The organism is Sphingobium terrigena (genome assembly GCF_003591655.1).
Classification (GTDB): Bacteria; Pseudomonadota; Alphaproteobacteria; order Sphingomonadales; family Sphingomonadaceae; genus Sphingobium; species Sphingobium terrigena.
The window spans coordinates 1-12,963 of the sequence record NZ_QVRA01000050.1; the positions used below are offsets into that span (position 1 = coordinate 1).

Below are 12,963 nucleotides of genomic sequence, written 5' to 3' on the forward strand. Positions count from 1 at the left end.
CCCCAAATCCGGCGACAACCAGGCTCCACCCAAATCCCCCTGACCACTTGAACGATGCATCGACCATCCCTCCCACAATCAAAACAGAATCACATCTGATCGGTTTTGCAAAGGTCTCCTCAAGGGAGAGGGGGCAACGGGAGGGCCGCAAGCGACCATGCAGGTCATTGCATGATCTTTCCGAAAACCCTGAAACCGGACATCTCAACGCTTAGAAATCATCGATTCAAACATGGCCGCTGGCATAAGTTTGACATGAACGGCTCCTTGATCCCCTATCCCATCCCGCACTACGTTTCGGGGAGCCTGGAGCGAAATGAGCATGTAGCCATCGGGTGCTTTTGAAACGAAAAGCATGTCAATGTCTGAGCCGGGGATGGTGTTTTCGTGGACAACCTGGAATCCACCAGCCTTCAAAAGTGCGGCAACCTTGGTGCGAACTTCCACCGTCTGCTTTGTGTTAGCCAACACGACATGACAGGCTCCCGGACTGTCCCCGACCCCTATAAAAACTTCGTCTGGCTGCGCCTTCAGTCGAAACCATGTGGGAACTCGATTGAAATGGGCCTTTACCGTTGGAGGGACTTCTGACGCACTCTCGAGGAGAAGGCTCGCCGCAGTCTCCTGTGTTGGCGGCTTCCCTCGTGCCGTTTGAAAGCAAATATCGGGAATAGCGTTAAAAAACCGCGTAGCAAGGTCGGCGGTACCTGCTGCCTGCGCCTGCGAAGGGCTAGCAACTAAGAGTCCCATAATACCCAGCAGTGCCATCTGGCGCATACACATATCTCCCTTACGGAAGCGCCTAACCAATTCTGCCTAATTTTCTTTGAAGATAAGGTTCTTCTTTTAGGCAAATTTGATCCAAAGCCGCCAGTCCGCTCCCCACCCCTCACGTCACCCCACCATCCTCAATGCTTCCCCGGCTTCCCCGAAGGTCCCGGCGCCGTCGGGTTCAGCAGCGCCGCGCCGCCGGGCAGGCCGGTGCCGCCCATGTCCAGACTCTGTGCCGCCTTTTTCGCCACGCGGGCCGGGTCGTCGCGTTCCTTGATCGCGGCCTTGGTTTCTTCGTCCATGTCCGCGTCATCGCCGCTGTTGCCGCCACGGGTCCAGCCCAGGATGATCGACATGCGCCGGTTGCGCGGATCATAGGCGTCGTTCTTGATGAAGGGTTCGCGGTCGGCGACCCCTTCGATCCGGGCGAAGCGGGCATTGCCGATGCCGCTGTCGGCTAGCGCCTTGCGCGTTGATTCGGCGCGGGTCGATGACAGCAGCCAGTTGTTCATGGTCCGGCCCGACGCATAGGGCAGCCCATCGGTATGGCCGCGCACGATCAGCGGGTTGGGCATGGTTTGCAGGACGGACGCAACTTCGCTGATCAGCGCGCGGGCCTGCGGCACCAGCCGGTCGGTGCCCATCGCGAACATCGCGAAATCCGCCTCGTCGATCAGGTCGATGCGCAGCCCTTCGCGGGTTTCGGTGAAGCGCACATTCTTGCGCAGCTTCGCCATCCCCTTCTGCCGCGCCATGCGCGCTTCCAGATCCTTCTTGATCGATTCGAACTTCTGCCGGTCGGCGGCGCGCATCGCCTTGCCGCCCTGATCCTTGGTGCCGGTCGCGTCGCGCGGGATGGTGATGGACAGATTGCCCTGACCACCAGTGGTCGGGTAATTTTCCTTGCCCATGATGCTGTCGCCACCCATCAGCCCGGTGGAGCCAGCCGACGCCATTTTCAGTTCGACCAGTGTCGGCGTGAAATAGTCGGCCAGCGCCTTACGCTGCTTTTCGGTGGTCGCGCCCAGCAGCCACATCAGCAGGAAAAACGCCATCATCGCCGTCACGAAATCGGCATAGGCGACCTTCCACGCGCCGCCATGATGACCGCCATGCCCTTCGACGATGATTTTCTTGACGATGATCGGCCGGGGTTCCGGCTCGTTCGCGCCGCGCTTTTTTTCCGCCATGGCTTATTTGCCCCGCATACCATCAAACACTTCGGCAAAGCCGGGCTGGTTGGCATGGGTCAGGCCGGAACGGGCGGCTTCGATCACCAGCGGCTGAGGATGACCATGAAGCGAGGCGACGATGATCTGCTTGACGACATGGTAGATCGCCCCGTCCGCCTCGATCACCGAGCGGCAGCGGTTGGCGAAGGGATTGACCATGCCATAGGCGAGCAGGATGCCAAGGAAGGTGCCGACCAGCGCCGACCCGATCATCGCGCCCAAAATCGCGGGCGGCTGGTCGATCGATCCCATCGTCTTGACCACGCCCAGCACCGCCGCGACGATGCCGAGCGCGGGCAGCGCGTCGGCCAGTCCCTGAAGATTGTCGGCGGGCTTGATCGCTTCGTGGTGATGAGTCTTGAGGCTGTTGTCCATCACTTCCTCCACCGCGTGCGGATCGAGCGTGCCGGATGAGATGACGACCAGACGCAGCGTATCGCTGATCAGGTGGATCAGCGCCTTGTCCTTCATCAGCTTGGGATATTCGGTGAAGATGGTGGAGGTCGAGGGGTCCTCGATATGCGGCTCCAGCGCCACCGGTCCTTCGACCCGCAGCGTTTTCATGAGCTTGCTCACCAGGAAGATGCAGTCCAGAAAATCCTGCTTCTTATATTTGGCGCCGGTGAACACCTTGCCCAGGCCACCGCCCAGCGCTTTCAGGTCCGATCCGCTATTGCCGATGATGAGCGCGCCGACGGCCGCGCCGCCGATGATCAGCATTTCGTGGGGCAGGGCATGAAGCACCGGGCCAAGATCGCCGCCGGTGAAGGCGAAGCCGCCAAACACCATGACGAGCAGGACGACCAGTCCAATGGCTGCGAACATGAAACTATCCCCGATATAAGCACCCGGAAGCGGTAAGCCCCGGCGGCGCCACCAGGGGCGCCTGTCATGTGGTTAATACGGACTGGTTAGCGTCCGGTTTAGGACGACGACTTATTTTCGTCGGATCAGCTGATCAGGTCGAACAAAGTCTGCTGGTTGATCCGGGCAAAGGCCGATTGTGCCGCCTCCAGCTGCAACAACTGCGCCTTCACATTGGATATGACTTCGGTGAGGTCGGTCGATTCGAGCGTGGAGCGCCGTTCGGTGAGATCGAGGTCAATGTCGGTCAGCCGTTCGCCCACGACATCCAGTCGGTTGCTGCGCACGCCCTGCCGCGCCAGTTCGACGGTAATATGGCTCTGTCCCACCTTGATCGCATCCAGGCCCGCCGCAATTGCGGTATCGTCGCCATTTTGCAGCGCATCGATGCTCTGGGCCAATATGCCGTCGATCGACATCGGCGTGCCATTGACGTCGATGCCTTCGGATACTTCCTGCCGGGTCGCGACCACCGCCAGATTGAGGCCACGGCTGACCGGCACCAGCACGCTTTGCTGATCGTCGAACACCGATACGCCCTGAAAATCCTTTTGGTTCAGCAGTTCGTTGATGGTCGTGCGGATGGTCGACATTTCCTCGACGATCGCGGCGCGGCTGGTGTCGTTCAAGGATCCGTTGCGCGCCGACGTCACCAGTTCCTGCGCGCGGGTCAACAGGTTGTTGACCTCCGACAGATTGGCTTCGGCATTGGCGGCGCGGGTCTTGCCATAGCTGATATTGGTCTGCCACGCCGACTGCTGCGCCTGCGCGCGGCCCACATCGGATACCTGCACCCAGGCAAGCGCGTCGTCCGACGGCTTGTTGAGCGTGATGCCGGTGGAAATGGCGGCCTGTCCGTCGACGATATTCTGCGACAATTGCTGTTGCCGGCGGATTTCGGCGAGCATGATCTTGTTGGTGATACCTACCATGGCTCAGCCCTTTCGCGGCTCAGAGTATCTGAAGGATGGAATCGACGGTTTCCTTGGCGACCTGCAAAATCTTGGCGCTGGCCGAATAGGCCTGCTGGATGCGCAGAAGGTCGGCGGCTTCCATGTCGAGATCGACCCCGCTCACCGCTTCGCGCGCGGCGACGGCCTGGTCGCTGCGGCCTTGCGCGGTGGTGTTTTCCGCCTTCACCCCCGCCAGCAAATTGCCATGCGCGGCGATCAGCGCGGTCCAGTCCTGCTCGACGCTGCCATTGCCGCGCAGGGTGGAGGTAACGGTCAGCAGATTGCCGTTGAGCGTGCCGTTGGCCGATCTGGTGGCCAGCTCCGCCGGATCGGTGATCAGCGCCGCAACGCTGGCCGCGCCGCCGCCATAGGACAGCAAGGGCGCGCCCGCACTGCCGCCGTCGGTCACGCCCTGCGCGTGCCAGGCGTTCATGTCGGTGACGAATTTCTCGGCAATCGTGTCGAGGCTCGCGCGGCGATCGGCCACCGTATCGGCGGCGGAAAACAGCCCGCCCAGCGTGCCATTGGCGGGCGTTGCCAGCGCGGTGCCATCGGCCAGCGTCAGCGCCAGCGTGCCGTCGGCATTGCTGCCCACCGCCAGGCTGGTGGCGACATTGCCCTGCACCAGCGTCTGCCCGTCAAAGCTGATCTGCGCACTGTCATGCGCGCCAAAGCTGATCGTGACATTGAGATTTTCCGTGAGATCCTGCAGCGCAGCGTCGCGGCTGTCGAGCAGCTGCGCATAGGCCGACGTGCCCGGCTGCGCGCGCAACAGGCTGTTGTTGATGTCGGCCAGCGATTCGAGCGCGCGGTTGATCGTGCTGACCGATGCATCCGCCTCGGTCGCGATCCCCTCCGACACCGCTTCCAGATCCGCTGCCGTCTGGGTAAAGGCCTGTGCCACCCGGCCGATGCTGTCGAGTGTCGTCACCCGCAAGGATGTGTCGGACGGGCTGGCGGCCAGCTTCTCCATATTCTGGAACATGCCGGTTATCAGCCCGCCAATGCCGGTGCCGGTGTCGTTGAGCGCATTTTCAGCATCGCTCAACCAGCGCAGCCGCGCGGTCGAGCTGCCCAGCGCCATGCCGGTCATGCGCACGGTCGCATCCAGATAGGGGTCGGTGCCGCGATTGATGCTCATCACCTGCGTGCCGCCGAAATTCCCCTTCGACACATACATCGCCATGGTGGCGGTGGATGCGCCGGATTCGGCGGTGGTCACGGACCGGCGGGCATAGCCGTCGGTGCTGGCATTGGCGATATTCTCGCCAATCGCCGCCATCGCGGTGCGATAGGCGCGGGTGCCGGACGCCCCGATGATGAACAGGTCGCTCATGGCGCGCCTGACCCGCCGGGCGTGCCAGCAGGCGCGTCAGGTGCCGGTTTCGCGCCGAACTGCTTGATCAGCAACTGGGCGATCCCCAGGCTGTTGCCGCTCGCCATCGCGTCGGCGGTGCGGGAATCGGCCATCGACTGAAATTGCTCGGTTGCGGAGGAATCGGAAATCCCCTCGGCGAGGCTCGCCGATCGCATCGCGCCGATCATCTGACGCAGGAAGATCGCCTCGAACTGCTGCGCGGTCTTTTCCAGACTGGCCTTGTTCGCGGGCGCTGCGCCGGACGGGACGGTTGCGGAGGATGTCGAGCCAATCTGCATCATAATACCACCAATTCGGCTTTCATCGCGCCCGCTTGCTTAAGGGCTTCAAGGATCGCGACCATATCGGCAGGAGAGGCTCCGATAGCGTTGACCGCCTTGACTATATCGGCCAGCGACGCCCCACCTTTAAAATTAACCATAGGTTTTTTCTGCTCGTCGATGCTGATGTTGCTCGACTCCTCCTGCGCCGTCTCGCCCCGGCTGAATGGCGCGGGCTGGACGATGCGCGGGCTTTCATTGACGCTGACGGTCAGCTTGCCATGGGCGACGGCGGCGGGATGGATGCGTACCGCGCCGTTGATGACGACCGTGCCGGTGCGCGCATTGACGATGACCTTGGCGGGCGCATCGGCTGGCGAAATCTCGATATTCTCGATCATGCCCATCATCAGGATGCGGTCCTCCGCCCCCGGAATGGCATCGATCGTCACCGATACCGCGTCCATGGCGCGGGCGCGGCGATCGCCAAAGGCACGATTGATACCGTCGGCGACGCGCAGCGCGGTGGTGAGGTCCGCTTCGGCGAGGTTGAAGGTCAGCGTCGGTGCGGTATCGAACCCGGTCGCGACGGCACGCTCCACCGTCGCGCCGCCGGGGATGCGCCCGGCCGAGGGAATATTGACCGACACCTGGCTACCATCGGCGCCGGATACGCCAAGGCCGCCAACGGCCAGATTACCCTGCGCCATGGCGTAGATTTCATTGTCCGCGCCGCGGAGCGGGGTCAGGATCAGCGTGCCGCCGCGCAGCGACTTGGCTTTGCCCAGCGCCGACACGGTGATGTCGAGCCGCTGACCGGGCTTGGAAAAAGCGGGCAGGTCAGCGGTGACCAGCACGGCGGCTGCGTTCTTGAGCGCAGGATTGATCCCCTGCGGCAGCGTCAGGCCAAAGCGCGATACGACGCCCTTCATGCCCTCGGTCGCATATTGCAGACTGTCGTCGCCGGTGCCGGCCAGACCCACGACGATGCCGTATCCCGTCAGCTGGTTGGGGCGCACGCCCTGGAACGTCCCCAAGTCCTTGACCCGCTCCGCTTGCGCTGGAACGGTGAAGGATGCCAGCACGGCTAGCGCCAGCAGCGTCAGGAAGCGGATCGGATGCAGGGCAAGGATCATGGCTGGGAAACGCTCCATCAAAACGGGCTGATCATCGAGAAGAAACTCTGCAACCAGCCCTGTTTGCTGGCGCGGGCGATTTCACCCTTGCCGGTGTAGATGATCTTGGCATCGGCCACGCGGGTTGATGCGATGCGGTTGTCCGGGCCGATATCGGCCTGACGGACAAGGCCGCTGATCTGGATGAACTCGTCGCCGCGATTGAGCGTCAGCGCCTTCTCTCCCCGCACCAGCATCGTGCCGTTGGGATAGGTCGCCGCGATCGTCACGGTGATCTCGCCCGACAGCGTGTTGGACTGGGTTGCCCCGCCCTTGCCGGTAAAGCCGTTCTGGCCGCCCATGGCGACGTCGCTGGCCGAAAACAGCTTGGACAGCAGGCCGGTGGACGGCGGGGTCAGGCCTATATTGCCGTCGCGGCTGGTGTCGGCGCTGTTGCTCTTGGTCGCCTGAGTCCGCTCGACCAGCACGATGGTGATGATGTCGCCCACCGCCGTGGCGCGCGCGCCGCTGGTGAGTGGCGTATAGCCCATGGATGCCTGAAAGATCGAACCGTTGGATGGCGGCGCGACCGGCTGCGCCAGCACGGTCGGCGCATAGAGCGCGCGCTCTGCCTCGCGTTTCTTGCCCGCATGAGCAGGTGAGGCGGCGAGGATGATGCCTGCCAGGCACAATATTGCCGTTCGCCCTGAGCGAAGTCGAAGGGTGTGGCTGAGCGAAGTCGAAGCCACTTCGCTGCGCTCAGTAGAAGGCTTCGACAAGCTCAGCCCGAACGGATTATGGGAGATTTGCATCAGTCCGATCACATATTCTGGTTGACGTACTGGAGCATCTCGTCGGTCGCCTTGATCATCTTGCTGTTGACCTCATAGGCGCGCTGGGTCTCGATCATGTCGACCAGTTCCTCGACGACATTGACGTTTGATGTTTCCAGACTGCCCGAGCGGATTGATCCGCGTCCTTCCAGACCGGCAACGCCGACCTGCGGCGTGCCGCTGGCAGCGCTTTCGACCAGCAGATTGCCGCCGATCGCGGAAAGCCCCGCTGCATTCATGAAGGTCGCCAGTTCGATCTGGCCCAGCTGCGTCGGCGTCGCTTCGCCCTGGAGCGTGGCGGACACCGTGCCGTCATTGCCGACCGTCACCGATGTCGCGCCTTCGGGCACGGTCACCTGCGGGATCAATGGCAGGCCGTCGCTGGTGACGACCGTGCCTTCGGCCGTGACGCTGAAATTGCCCGCGCGGGTATAGGCGATGGAGCCGTCGGGCCGCTGGACCTGAAAGAAGCCCGATCCCTCGATCGCCATGTCGAGCGAATTGCCGGTCTGGGTCAGCGTGCCCTGCGTATTGATCTTGCTGGTGCCTTGGAGCGAAACGCCCGAGCCAAGATTGAGACCGGTGGCGAACTTGTTTTCGCTGTCCGAATTGGCGCCCGCCGCGATCATCTGCTGATAGGCGAGCGTTTCGAAATCGGCGCGGTCGCGCTTGAAGCCGGTGGTGTTGACGTTCGCCAGGTTGTTGGCGATCACGCGCATCTTGGTGTTCTGCGCATCGAGGCCGGTGCGGGCGACATGAAGGGCGGCGTTGCTCATCGTCTCATCTCCGTAAAGCGTCGCCGTGAAGGGACGCCTGATGCCTCAATCAAAGCAATATTCGTGCCAGTTTAACTGTCGAGCCGCATCAGCGACGCGCCGCCATCGTCCAGCTGTTTGGCGGTGTCGATCAGCTTGACCTGGGTTTCAAACGCCCGGCTCGCCTCGATCATCTGGACCAGCGCGCTCGTCGCGTTGACGTTCGATCCTTCGATCGATCCGCTGGTCACGGTGGCGAGCGGGTCTTGCGGCAATGCGCCGCCATTGACTTCGCGGAACAGGCCGTCGGTGCCTTTGGCAATGCCGGACCCTGCCGCATTGACCAGTTTCAGCGCATCGATCCGCTGCGGATTGGCGGCGTCTCCGCCCTGCGGAACGCCCCAGATGCTGCCATCCTGCGCGATCGACACGCTGTCCAGCTGGGGCAGGGTGATCGGGCCGCCTTCGCCCAATACGGGCATACCGTCGCCGGTGGTCAAAAGGCCGCTGTCGCTGATTTTCAGGTCGCCGCGCCGCGTATAGGCTTCGCTGCCGTCGGCACCCTGAACGGCGAGCAGAGCATCGCCATTCAGGGCCACGTCGAGCGCATTGCCCGTCTGGGTGACCGCGCCTTGCGCCATGTCGGCGGCGATCACCTGTTCGGATGCCTGTGCGCGGGTGTCGAACGTATCGCCCTTGATCCAGCGCGTCTCGGCATTGGCGATTTCGGCGCGAAAGCCCACCGTATTGGCGTTCGCGAGATTGTTTGCGATCGACGCCTGCCGGGCCATTGCGCCGCGCATCGCGGTAAGTGCCGTATTGACGAGCCGGTCCATGGACAGTTCCTACGTTCGTTGGAAGGCTGCACCAGCCTCCACCCAGCGGGTGTAGGCCGGTGCGGTTCACCTATCAGGTGCGGATGTTGACGATGGTGGTGGTCAGCGTGTTGGCCGCCTCGATCGCCTTGCTGTTCGCCTGGAAATTGCGCTGGGCTGCGATCAGCGATACCAGTTCGTCGGTGATGTCGACATTGGAGCGTTCCAGCGACCCGCTATTGACCGCGCCGAACATGCCTTCATTGGCCAGGCCCAGGATCGGATTGCCGCTGGCGACAGTCGATGACCAGTGCGCATCGCCCTGCTGGCGCAGGCCTTCCAGGCTGTTGAAGGATGCCATCGCGACCTGACCCAGATAGACGGTGCTGCCATCGGCATAGATGGCCGATACCAGGCCATCCTTGGCCACGCCCACGCTGGTCAACTGCGCGCCATCGGCCAGACCCTGATAGGTGGTCGGCACCTGAAGATCGATCAGGTCGGCCGGGGTGCTGGCGGATGTGGGGGCGGTCGTCGGCACGCCTGTGTTGGGATCGACCGCAAACACCTGAATGCGCGATCCGGTGGTATCGACCGCAAAACGATCATCATCGACCGAGAAAGCACCGTTGCGGGTATAGCTGATCGTGCCATCTTCGGCCTTGACGGTGAAGAAGCCTTCGCCGGTGATCGCCATGTCCAGCGTCTTGTCGGTGGTTTCGATCGTCCCTTGCGTGAACTGCTGGGTAATGCCCTGCACGCGCACGCCCTGGCCAGCGACCTGATGGGTGGTCTGCATCGGCGCGGCGGCGAAAATATCGCCAAACTGCGCCTTGCTCTTCTTGAAGGCGGTCGAATTGACGTTGGCGACGTTGTTGGAAATGGCCGACAGGTCGGCCTGGGCGCCCTTGAGGCCGGACAGGGAAACATAGAAGGTCATGGCGTTACTCCCTAAGTGAACAGAAAATGGGGGTGAAAAGGAACTTTGGAATGGGGTGATTTAGCTCAGGCTGAGCGCGTCCGACGGGCTGTAGGTGCCGAGCGCGGTGATGAGTTTGGACGATGAACCGTCCGCCGGAGACTGGACGGCGGCGATGGTGGCCCAGGTCGCGACCTTGCTGGGCGTCGCGCCCTTGACCTTGACCTGAAGGGCGGCGGTGCTGATGGTGTTGCCCGCATCATCCTTGCCATCCCAGTAGAAGCTGACATCGCCTGCGGGCCGTGATCCCAGGTCGATCGACTTGACGACATTGCCGCTGGCATCGACCAGATCGACCGACGCGCCATCGACGGCGGCGGGCAGGGTGATCTGCCCGGCATAAAGGCCGGTGGCGTCGGGCGCTGCGATATTGCTCTGCACCAGCATCGATTTGCCGATCCAGCTTGCCGCATCGCCAAGACGCGTGCCGGTCAGCTGTTCCTTGATCGACGCCAAATTGGCGTTCATTTCGGCAATGCCGCTCGAATTGGTGATGGTCGCCATCTGCGACACCATTTCGGCGTTATCGACCGGCTCGAACGGGTCCTGGGTCTGCATCTGCGCGGTGAGCAGGCGCAGGAAATCCTCCTGCCCCATTTGCGACTTGCCGGTGCCGACCTTGGCAGTCGGATTATAGACCGAAAGCCCGGCGCTGTCGGTGACGGTAGAGGTCGTCATTTGCCGATCCTTATGGTTTCGAGCATCAGGGATTTGGCGGTGTTGAGCACCTGCACATTGTTCTGGTACATGCGCGCCGTCTCGATCATGTCGATCATCTCGGCATTGCTATCGACCGCCGCTTCCCACACATCGCCATTGGCGTCCGCCAGCGGATGGTTGGGGTCGTGCCGCTTGGTCGGCTGGGCATCGGTGGTGACCACTTGCGCTACCTTGACCGTCGATACGCCGGGGCTGTCGGTGACCGACGTGAACACCGGCTTGATTGCGCGATAGGCTTCGGCGGCGCTGCCGGTGACGTTGCCGGCATTCGCCATGTTGGAAGCCGTGGCGTTCAGACGCACCAGCTGTGCGCTCATGGCGCGACCGGCAATGTCGAATACGTTCATGGGACCCGAGCCACTCATGGTCATTCACCCTTCAGCGCGCGGTTGATGGTGTTGATGCGGCCCTCAAGGAAAGAGAGGGTCGTGCGATATTTGACGGCATTTTCCGCAAACAGCGTCTGTTCGGTGCTGAGTTCGACGGTGTTGCCGTCCAGGCTGGGCTGGAGCGGGACGCGATAACCCATGGAGTTTTCCGCGGCTTTCGAGACATCGGCCTGCGACGTCGCGCTTTTCAGCGCCGCGTCGAAATCAATGTCGCGCGCCTTGTATCCGGGGGTCGAGGCATTGGCGATGTTGGACGCGAGCAGGGACAGGCGCTGCGAACGAAGCGCCAGCGCCTTTCCATGGATCCCGAACAGACTTTCTTCCACCGACATGCCTTTTGCCCTTTGCCAGGCCTAAAAGTTGGTCGACCGCTGCCGTTCTCATGCCTGATGGCGTTCGATACGGGCGATCCAGCCTGTATATCCGCAAGAGCCGTGCCAATTTGCGTGGGTGACGCAGGGGCAGGGCGGAAATCCCGGTAATCCGGGGCTTTGGCGGCTATGGGCGGCAAGGACGGCAAGAAATTGCCGGTCGGCGGCACCGCCTTGCCGCTGTCCGGCCACGCCCGAAACGGGGGCCAAAACGGGGACGAATTTGCATGATCGCGACGATGGGCCATCTGTTCGACCCGCTCACCTTGCTGGCCATGGTCGTCGGCATCATGGCTGTGGCGCTGTTCCAGAATGGCGTGGCGGCGCTCGGTCGGGCGATCGCGGCGCTTGTGCCGCTGGTGACCGCCGATCCAACGCGGGATCGCGATGCGGCCCGCGCCGCGATGCTCAAGATTGATCAGGTGGCGCAGCTGCGCGGCCTGTCCTGCACCGACCGGGTCAAGACCGCCAATCCCTTCCTGACCGAGGCCGCGCGCAAACTCGCCAATAGCGAACGCACCGACCTGTTCGAGCTTTGGGCGGCGCAGACGCTGGCCGACCGGGCGCAGCGCCATGCCGGTGCGCGCAATGTCTGGCTGTCTGTCGCCGACGCCGCGCCCGCGCTGGGCATGGCCGGGACGATCATCGGCCTGGTTGGCATGTTCGCGGCGATGGACGATCCCGCAGCACTTGGCCCTGCCATGGCACTCGCCTTGCTCACCACCTTTTACGGCGTCGTCATCGCCAACATGATCGCCGCGCCCATTGCTGCGCGGCTGGCGGACCTGTCCGAACGCGAACTGGCCTGGCAGCAGGAGGCAGCAGCCCGAATGCTTGGCATAGCGCGGCGCGAAAATGCGCCGCGCCGCCGGGCCTCGATCCGCGAAGTCGCATGAGCGCCGCCACCCTCGCCACCGCGCGGCGCAACCGCTGGGCGGTCAGTTTCGCTGATCTGCTGCTGCTCCTGCTCGCCTTCTTCGTGCTGTTGCAGGCCAGCGGATCACGCCGCGACGCGATGCTGGCGCAGGTCGCGCAGCAATTTGGCGGCCGCGCGATGCGGCCGGGCATAGAGATTCGCGCGGTCGAACTGTTCGTGCCGGGCGAAGCGCTATTGAGCGATCAGGGCCGCGCCCGCCTGTCGGTCATCGCCCGCCAATATGCAAAGGAGCCGGGCGGCGTAGAGATTCGCAGCCATGGCAGCGACCGCGCGCAGCAGCGTTTCGACGACTGGGATCTCGCCGCCGCCCGCATCGGCGCAGTCGCCCGCGCGCTCAAGCTGGACGGCATAGCGCAGGACCGCCTGCTGATTCGCGGCCTCGATCAGGCCGACGGCAAGGGCGGGCAGGGCCAGATCATCCACATCGCGCCGGGTGTTAACGCCAGATTGTGATCTTGGCCCACAGTCTCCTCCCCCTTTGAGGAGACCTTTGCAAAACCGATCAGATGTGATTCTGTTTTGATTGTGGGAGGGATGGTCGATGCATCGTTCAAGTGGTCAGGGGGATTTGGGTGGAGCCTGGTTGTCGCC

At 62.9% G+C, this 12,963-nt stretch carries 16 protein-coding genes; 2 read left to right on the plus strand and 14 right to left on the minus strand.

Annotation, left to right across the window (positions count from 1 at the left end; genetic code table 11):
• Window positions 1-204 precede the first annotated feature (204 nt).
• The 14 genes from D0Z70_RS23635 to flgB form a co-directional block, all read right to left on the minus strand.
• On the minus strand, window positions 205-777 hold the full coding sequence (locus D0Z70_RS23635; protein ID WP_119750600.1) for a hypothetical protein: 573 nt from the start codon (window positions 775-777) through the stop codon (window positions 205-207).
• 131 nt (window positions 778-908) lie between these two features.
• The gene (locus D0Z70_RS23640; RefSeq protein ID WP_119750602.1) at window positions 909-1,961 is read right to left on the minus strand and encodes a flagellar motor protein MotB; all 1,053 of its coding nucleotides are present in this window, start codon (window positions 1,959-1,961) and stop codon (window positions 909-911) included.
• Between the two features lie 3 nt (window positions 1,962-1,964).
• On the minus strand, window positions 1,965-2,828 hold the full coding sequence (gene motA / locus D0Z70_RS23645) for a flagellar motor stator protein MotA (RefSeq protein ID WP_119750604.1): 864 nt from the start codon (window positions 2,826-2,828) through the stop codon (window positions 1,965-1,967).
• A gap of 125 nt (window positions 2,829-2,953) precedes the next feature.
• Window positions 2,954-3,799: a flagellin gene (locus tag D0Z70_RS23650; RefSeq protein ID WP_119750606.1), complete on the minus strand. Its 846-nt coding sequence runs from the start codon at window positions 3,797-3,799 to the stop codon at window positions 2,954-2,956.
• 19 nt (window positions 3,800-3,818) lie between these two features.
• Window positions 3,819-5,156: a flagellar hook-associated protein FlgK gene (flgK, locus tag D0Z70_RS23655; protein WP_119750608.1), complete on the minus strand. Its 1,338-nt coding sequence runs from the start codon at window positions 5,154-5,156 to the stop codon at window positions 3,819-3,821.
• The gene (locus D0Z70_RS23660) at window positions 5,153-5,476 is read right to left on the minus strand and encodes a rod-binding protein (protein WP_119750610.1); all 324 of its coding nucleotides are present in this window, start codon (window positions 5,474-5,476) and stop codon (window positions 5,153-5,155) included. Before D0Z70_RS23660 ends, flgK begins: the two co-directional genes overlap by 4 nt.
• Window positions 5,476-6,594 carry a flagellar basal body P-ring protein FlgI gene (locus tag D0Z70_RS23665; protein WP_119750629.1) on the minus strand — a complete coding sequence of 373 codons (1,119 nt, stop codon included), beginning with the start codon at window positions 6,592-6,594 and terminating at the stop codon, window positions 5,476-5,478. The genes D0Z70_RS23660 and D0Z70_RS23665 overlap by 1 nt, the downstream gene beginning before the upstream one ends.
• A gap of 17 nt (window positions 6,595-6,611) precedes the next feature.
• Entirely contained in the window at window positions 6,612-7,385 is a 774-nt protein-coding gene (locus tag D0Z70_RS23670; RefSeq protein ID WP_420820406.1) for a flagellar basal body L-ring protein FlgH, read from the minus strand.
• Window positions 7,386-7,393: 8 nt separating this feature from the next.
• Complete coding sequence (gene flgG / locus D0Z70_RS23675) at window positions 7,394-8,182, minus strand: flagellar basal-body rod protein FlgG (protein WP_119750612.1); 789 nt, start codon at window positions 8,180-8,182, stop codon at window positions 7,394-7,396.
• Window positions 8,183-8,253: 71 nt separating this feature from the next.
• Entirely contained in the window at window positions 8,254-8,997 is a 744-nt protein-coding gene (locus tag D0Z70_RS23680) for a flagellar basal body rod protein FlgF (RefSeq protein WP_119750614.1), read from the minus strand.
• A gap of 73 nt (window positions 8,998-9,070) precedes the next feature.
• Window positions 9,071-9,916: a flagellar hook-basal body complex protein gene (locus D0Z70_RS23685; RefSeq protein WP_119750616.1), complete on the minus strand. Its 846-nt coding sequence runs from the start codon at window positions 9,914-9,916 to the stop codon at window positions 9,071-9,073.
• A gap of 60 nt (window positions 9,917-9,976) precedes the next feature.
• Window positions 9,977-10,633 carry a flagellar hook assembly protein FlgD gene (locus tag D0Z70_RS23690; protein WP_119750619.1) on the minus strand — a complete coding sequence of 219 codons (657 nt, stop codon included), beginning with the start codon at window positions 10,631-10,633 and terminating at the stop codon, window positions 9,977-9,979.
• Window positions 10,630-11,022 carry a flagellar basal body rod protein FlgC gene (flgC, locus tag D0Z70_RS23695; protein WP_239019118.1) on the minus strand — a complete coding sequence of 131 codons (393 nt, stop codon included), beginning with the start codon at window positions 11,020-11,022 and terminating at the stop codon, window positions 10,630-10,632. Before flgC ends, D0Z70_RS23690 begins: the two co-directional genes overlap by 4 nt.
• A 20-nt stretch (window positions 11,023-11,042) precedes the next feature.
• On the minus strand, window positions 11,043-11,396 hold the full coding sequence (flgB, locus tag D0Z70_RS23700; RefSeq protein ID WP_119750623.1) for a flagellar basal body rod protein FlgB: 354 nt from the start codon (window positions 11,394-11,396) through the stop codon (window positions 11,043-11,045).
• Window positions 11,397-11,662: 266 nt separating this feature from the next.
• Between flgB and D0Z70_RS23705 the strand changes: the two genes are divergently transcribed.
• Both D0Z70_RS23705 and D0Z70_RS23710 read left to right on the plus strand, forming a co-directional pair.
• Entirely contained in the window at window positions 11,663-12,331 is a 669-nt protein-coding gene (locus D0Z70_RS23705) for a MotA/TolQ/ExbB proton channel family protein (protein WP_119750625.1), read from the plus strand.
• Complete coding sequence (locus D0Z70_RS23710) at window positions 12,328-12,825, plus strand: flagellar motor protein MotB (RefSeq protein ID WP_119750627.1); 498 nt, start codon at window positions 12,328-12,330, stop codon at window positions 12,823-12,825. The genes D0Z70_RS23705 and D0Z70_RS23710 overlap by 4 nt, the downstream gene beginning before the upstream one ends.
• Window positions 12,826-12,963 lie beyond the last annotated feature (138 nt).

Bases quoted from the DNA above. Each gene is read 5' to 3' on its own strand.
- D0Z70_RS23640 (WP_119750602.1), bottom strand. From the start codon at position 1,961: ATGGCGGAAAAAAAGCGCGGCGCGAACGAGCCGGAACCCCGGCCGATC.
- D0Z70_RS23680 (WP_119750614.1), bottom strand. From the start codon at position 8,997: ATGGACCGGCTCGTCAATACGGCACTTACCGCGATGCGCGGCGCAATG.
- flgK (WP_119750608.1), bottom strand. From the start codon at position 5,156: ATGAGCGACCTGTTCATCATCGGGGCGTCCGGCACCCGCGCCTATCGC.
- D0Z70_RS23685 (WP_119750616.1), bottom strand. From the start codon at position 9,916: ATGACCTTCTATGTTTCCCTGTCCGGCCTCAAGGGCGCCCAGGCCGAC.
- flgB (WP_119750623.1), bottom strand. From the start codon at position 11,396: ATGTCGGTGGAAGAAAGTCTGTTCGGGATCCATGGAAAGGCGCTGGCG.
- motA (WP_119750604.1), bottom strand. From the start codon at position 2,828: ATGTTCGCAGCCATTGGACTGGTCGTCCTGCTCGTCATGGTGTTTGGC.
- D0Z70_RS23710 (WP_119750627.1), top strand. From the start codon at position 12,328: ATGAGCGCCGCCACCCTCGCCACCGCGCGGCGCAACCGCTGGGCGGTC.
- flgG (WP_119750612.1), bottom strand. From the start codon at position 8,182: ATGAGCAACGCCGCCCTTCATGTCGCCCGCACCGGCCTCGATGCGCAG.
- flgC (WP_239019118.1), bottom strand. From the start codon at position 11,022: ATGAACGTATTCGACATTGCCGGTCGCGCCATGAGCGCACAGCTGGTG.
- D0Z70_RS23660 (WP_119750610.1), bottom strand. From the start codon at position 5,476: ATGCAGATTGGCTCGACATCCTCCGCAACCGTCCCGTCCGGCGCAGCG.
- D0Z70_RS23650 (WP_119750606.1), bottom strand. From the start codon at position 3,799: ATGGTAGGTATCACCAACAAGATCATGCTCGCCGAAATCCGCCGGCAA.
- D0Z70_RS23635 (WP_119750600.1), bottom strand. From the start codon at position 777: ATGCGCCAGATGGCACTGCTGGGTATTATGGGACTCTTAGTTGCTAGC.
- D0Z70_RS23690 (WP_119750619.1), bottom strand. From the start codon at position 10,633: ATGACGACCTCTACCGTCACCGACAGCGCCGGGCTTTCGGTCTATAAT.
- D0Z70_RS23670 (WP_420820406.1), bottom strand. From the start codon at position 7,385: ATGCAAATCTCCCATAATCCGTTCGGGCTGAGCTTGTCGAAGCCTTCT.
- D0Z70_RS23705 (WP_119750625.1), top strand. From the start codon at position 11,663: ATGATCGCGACGATGGGCCATCTGTTCGACCCGCTCACCTTGCTGGCC.
- D0Z70_RS23665 (WP_119750629.1), bottom strand. From the start codon at position 6,594: ATGATCCTTGCCCTGCATCCGATCCGCTTCCTGACGCTGCTGGCGCTA.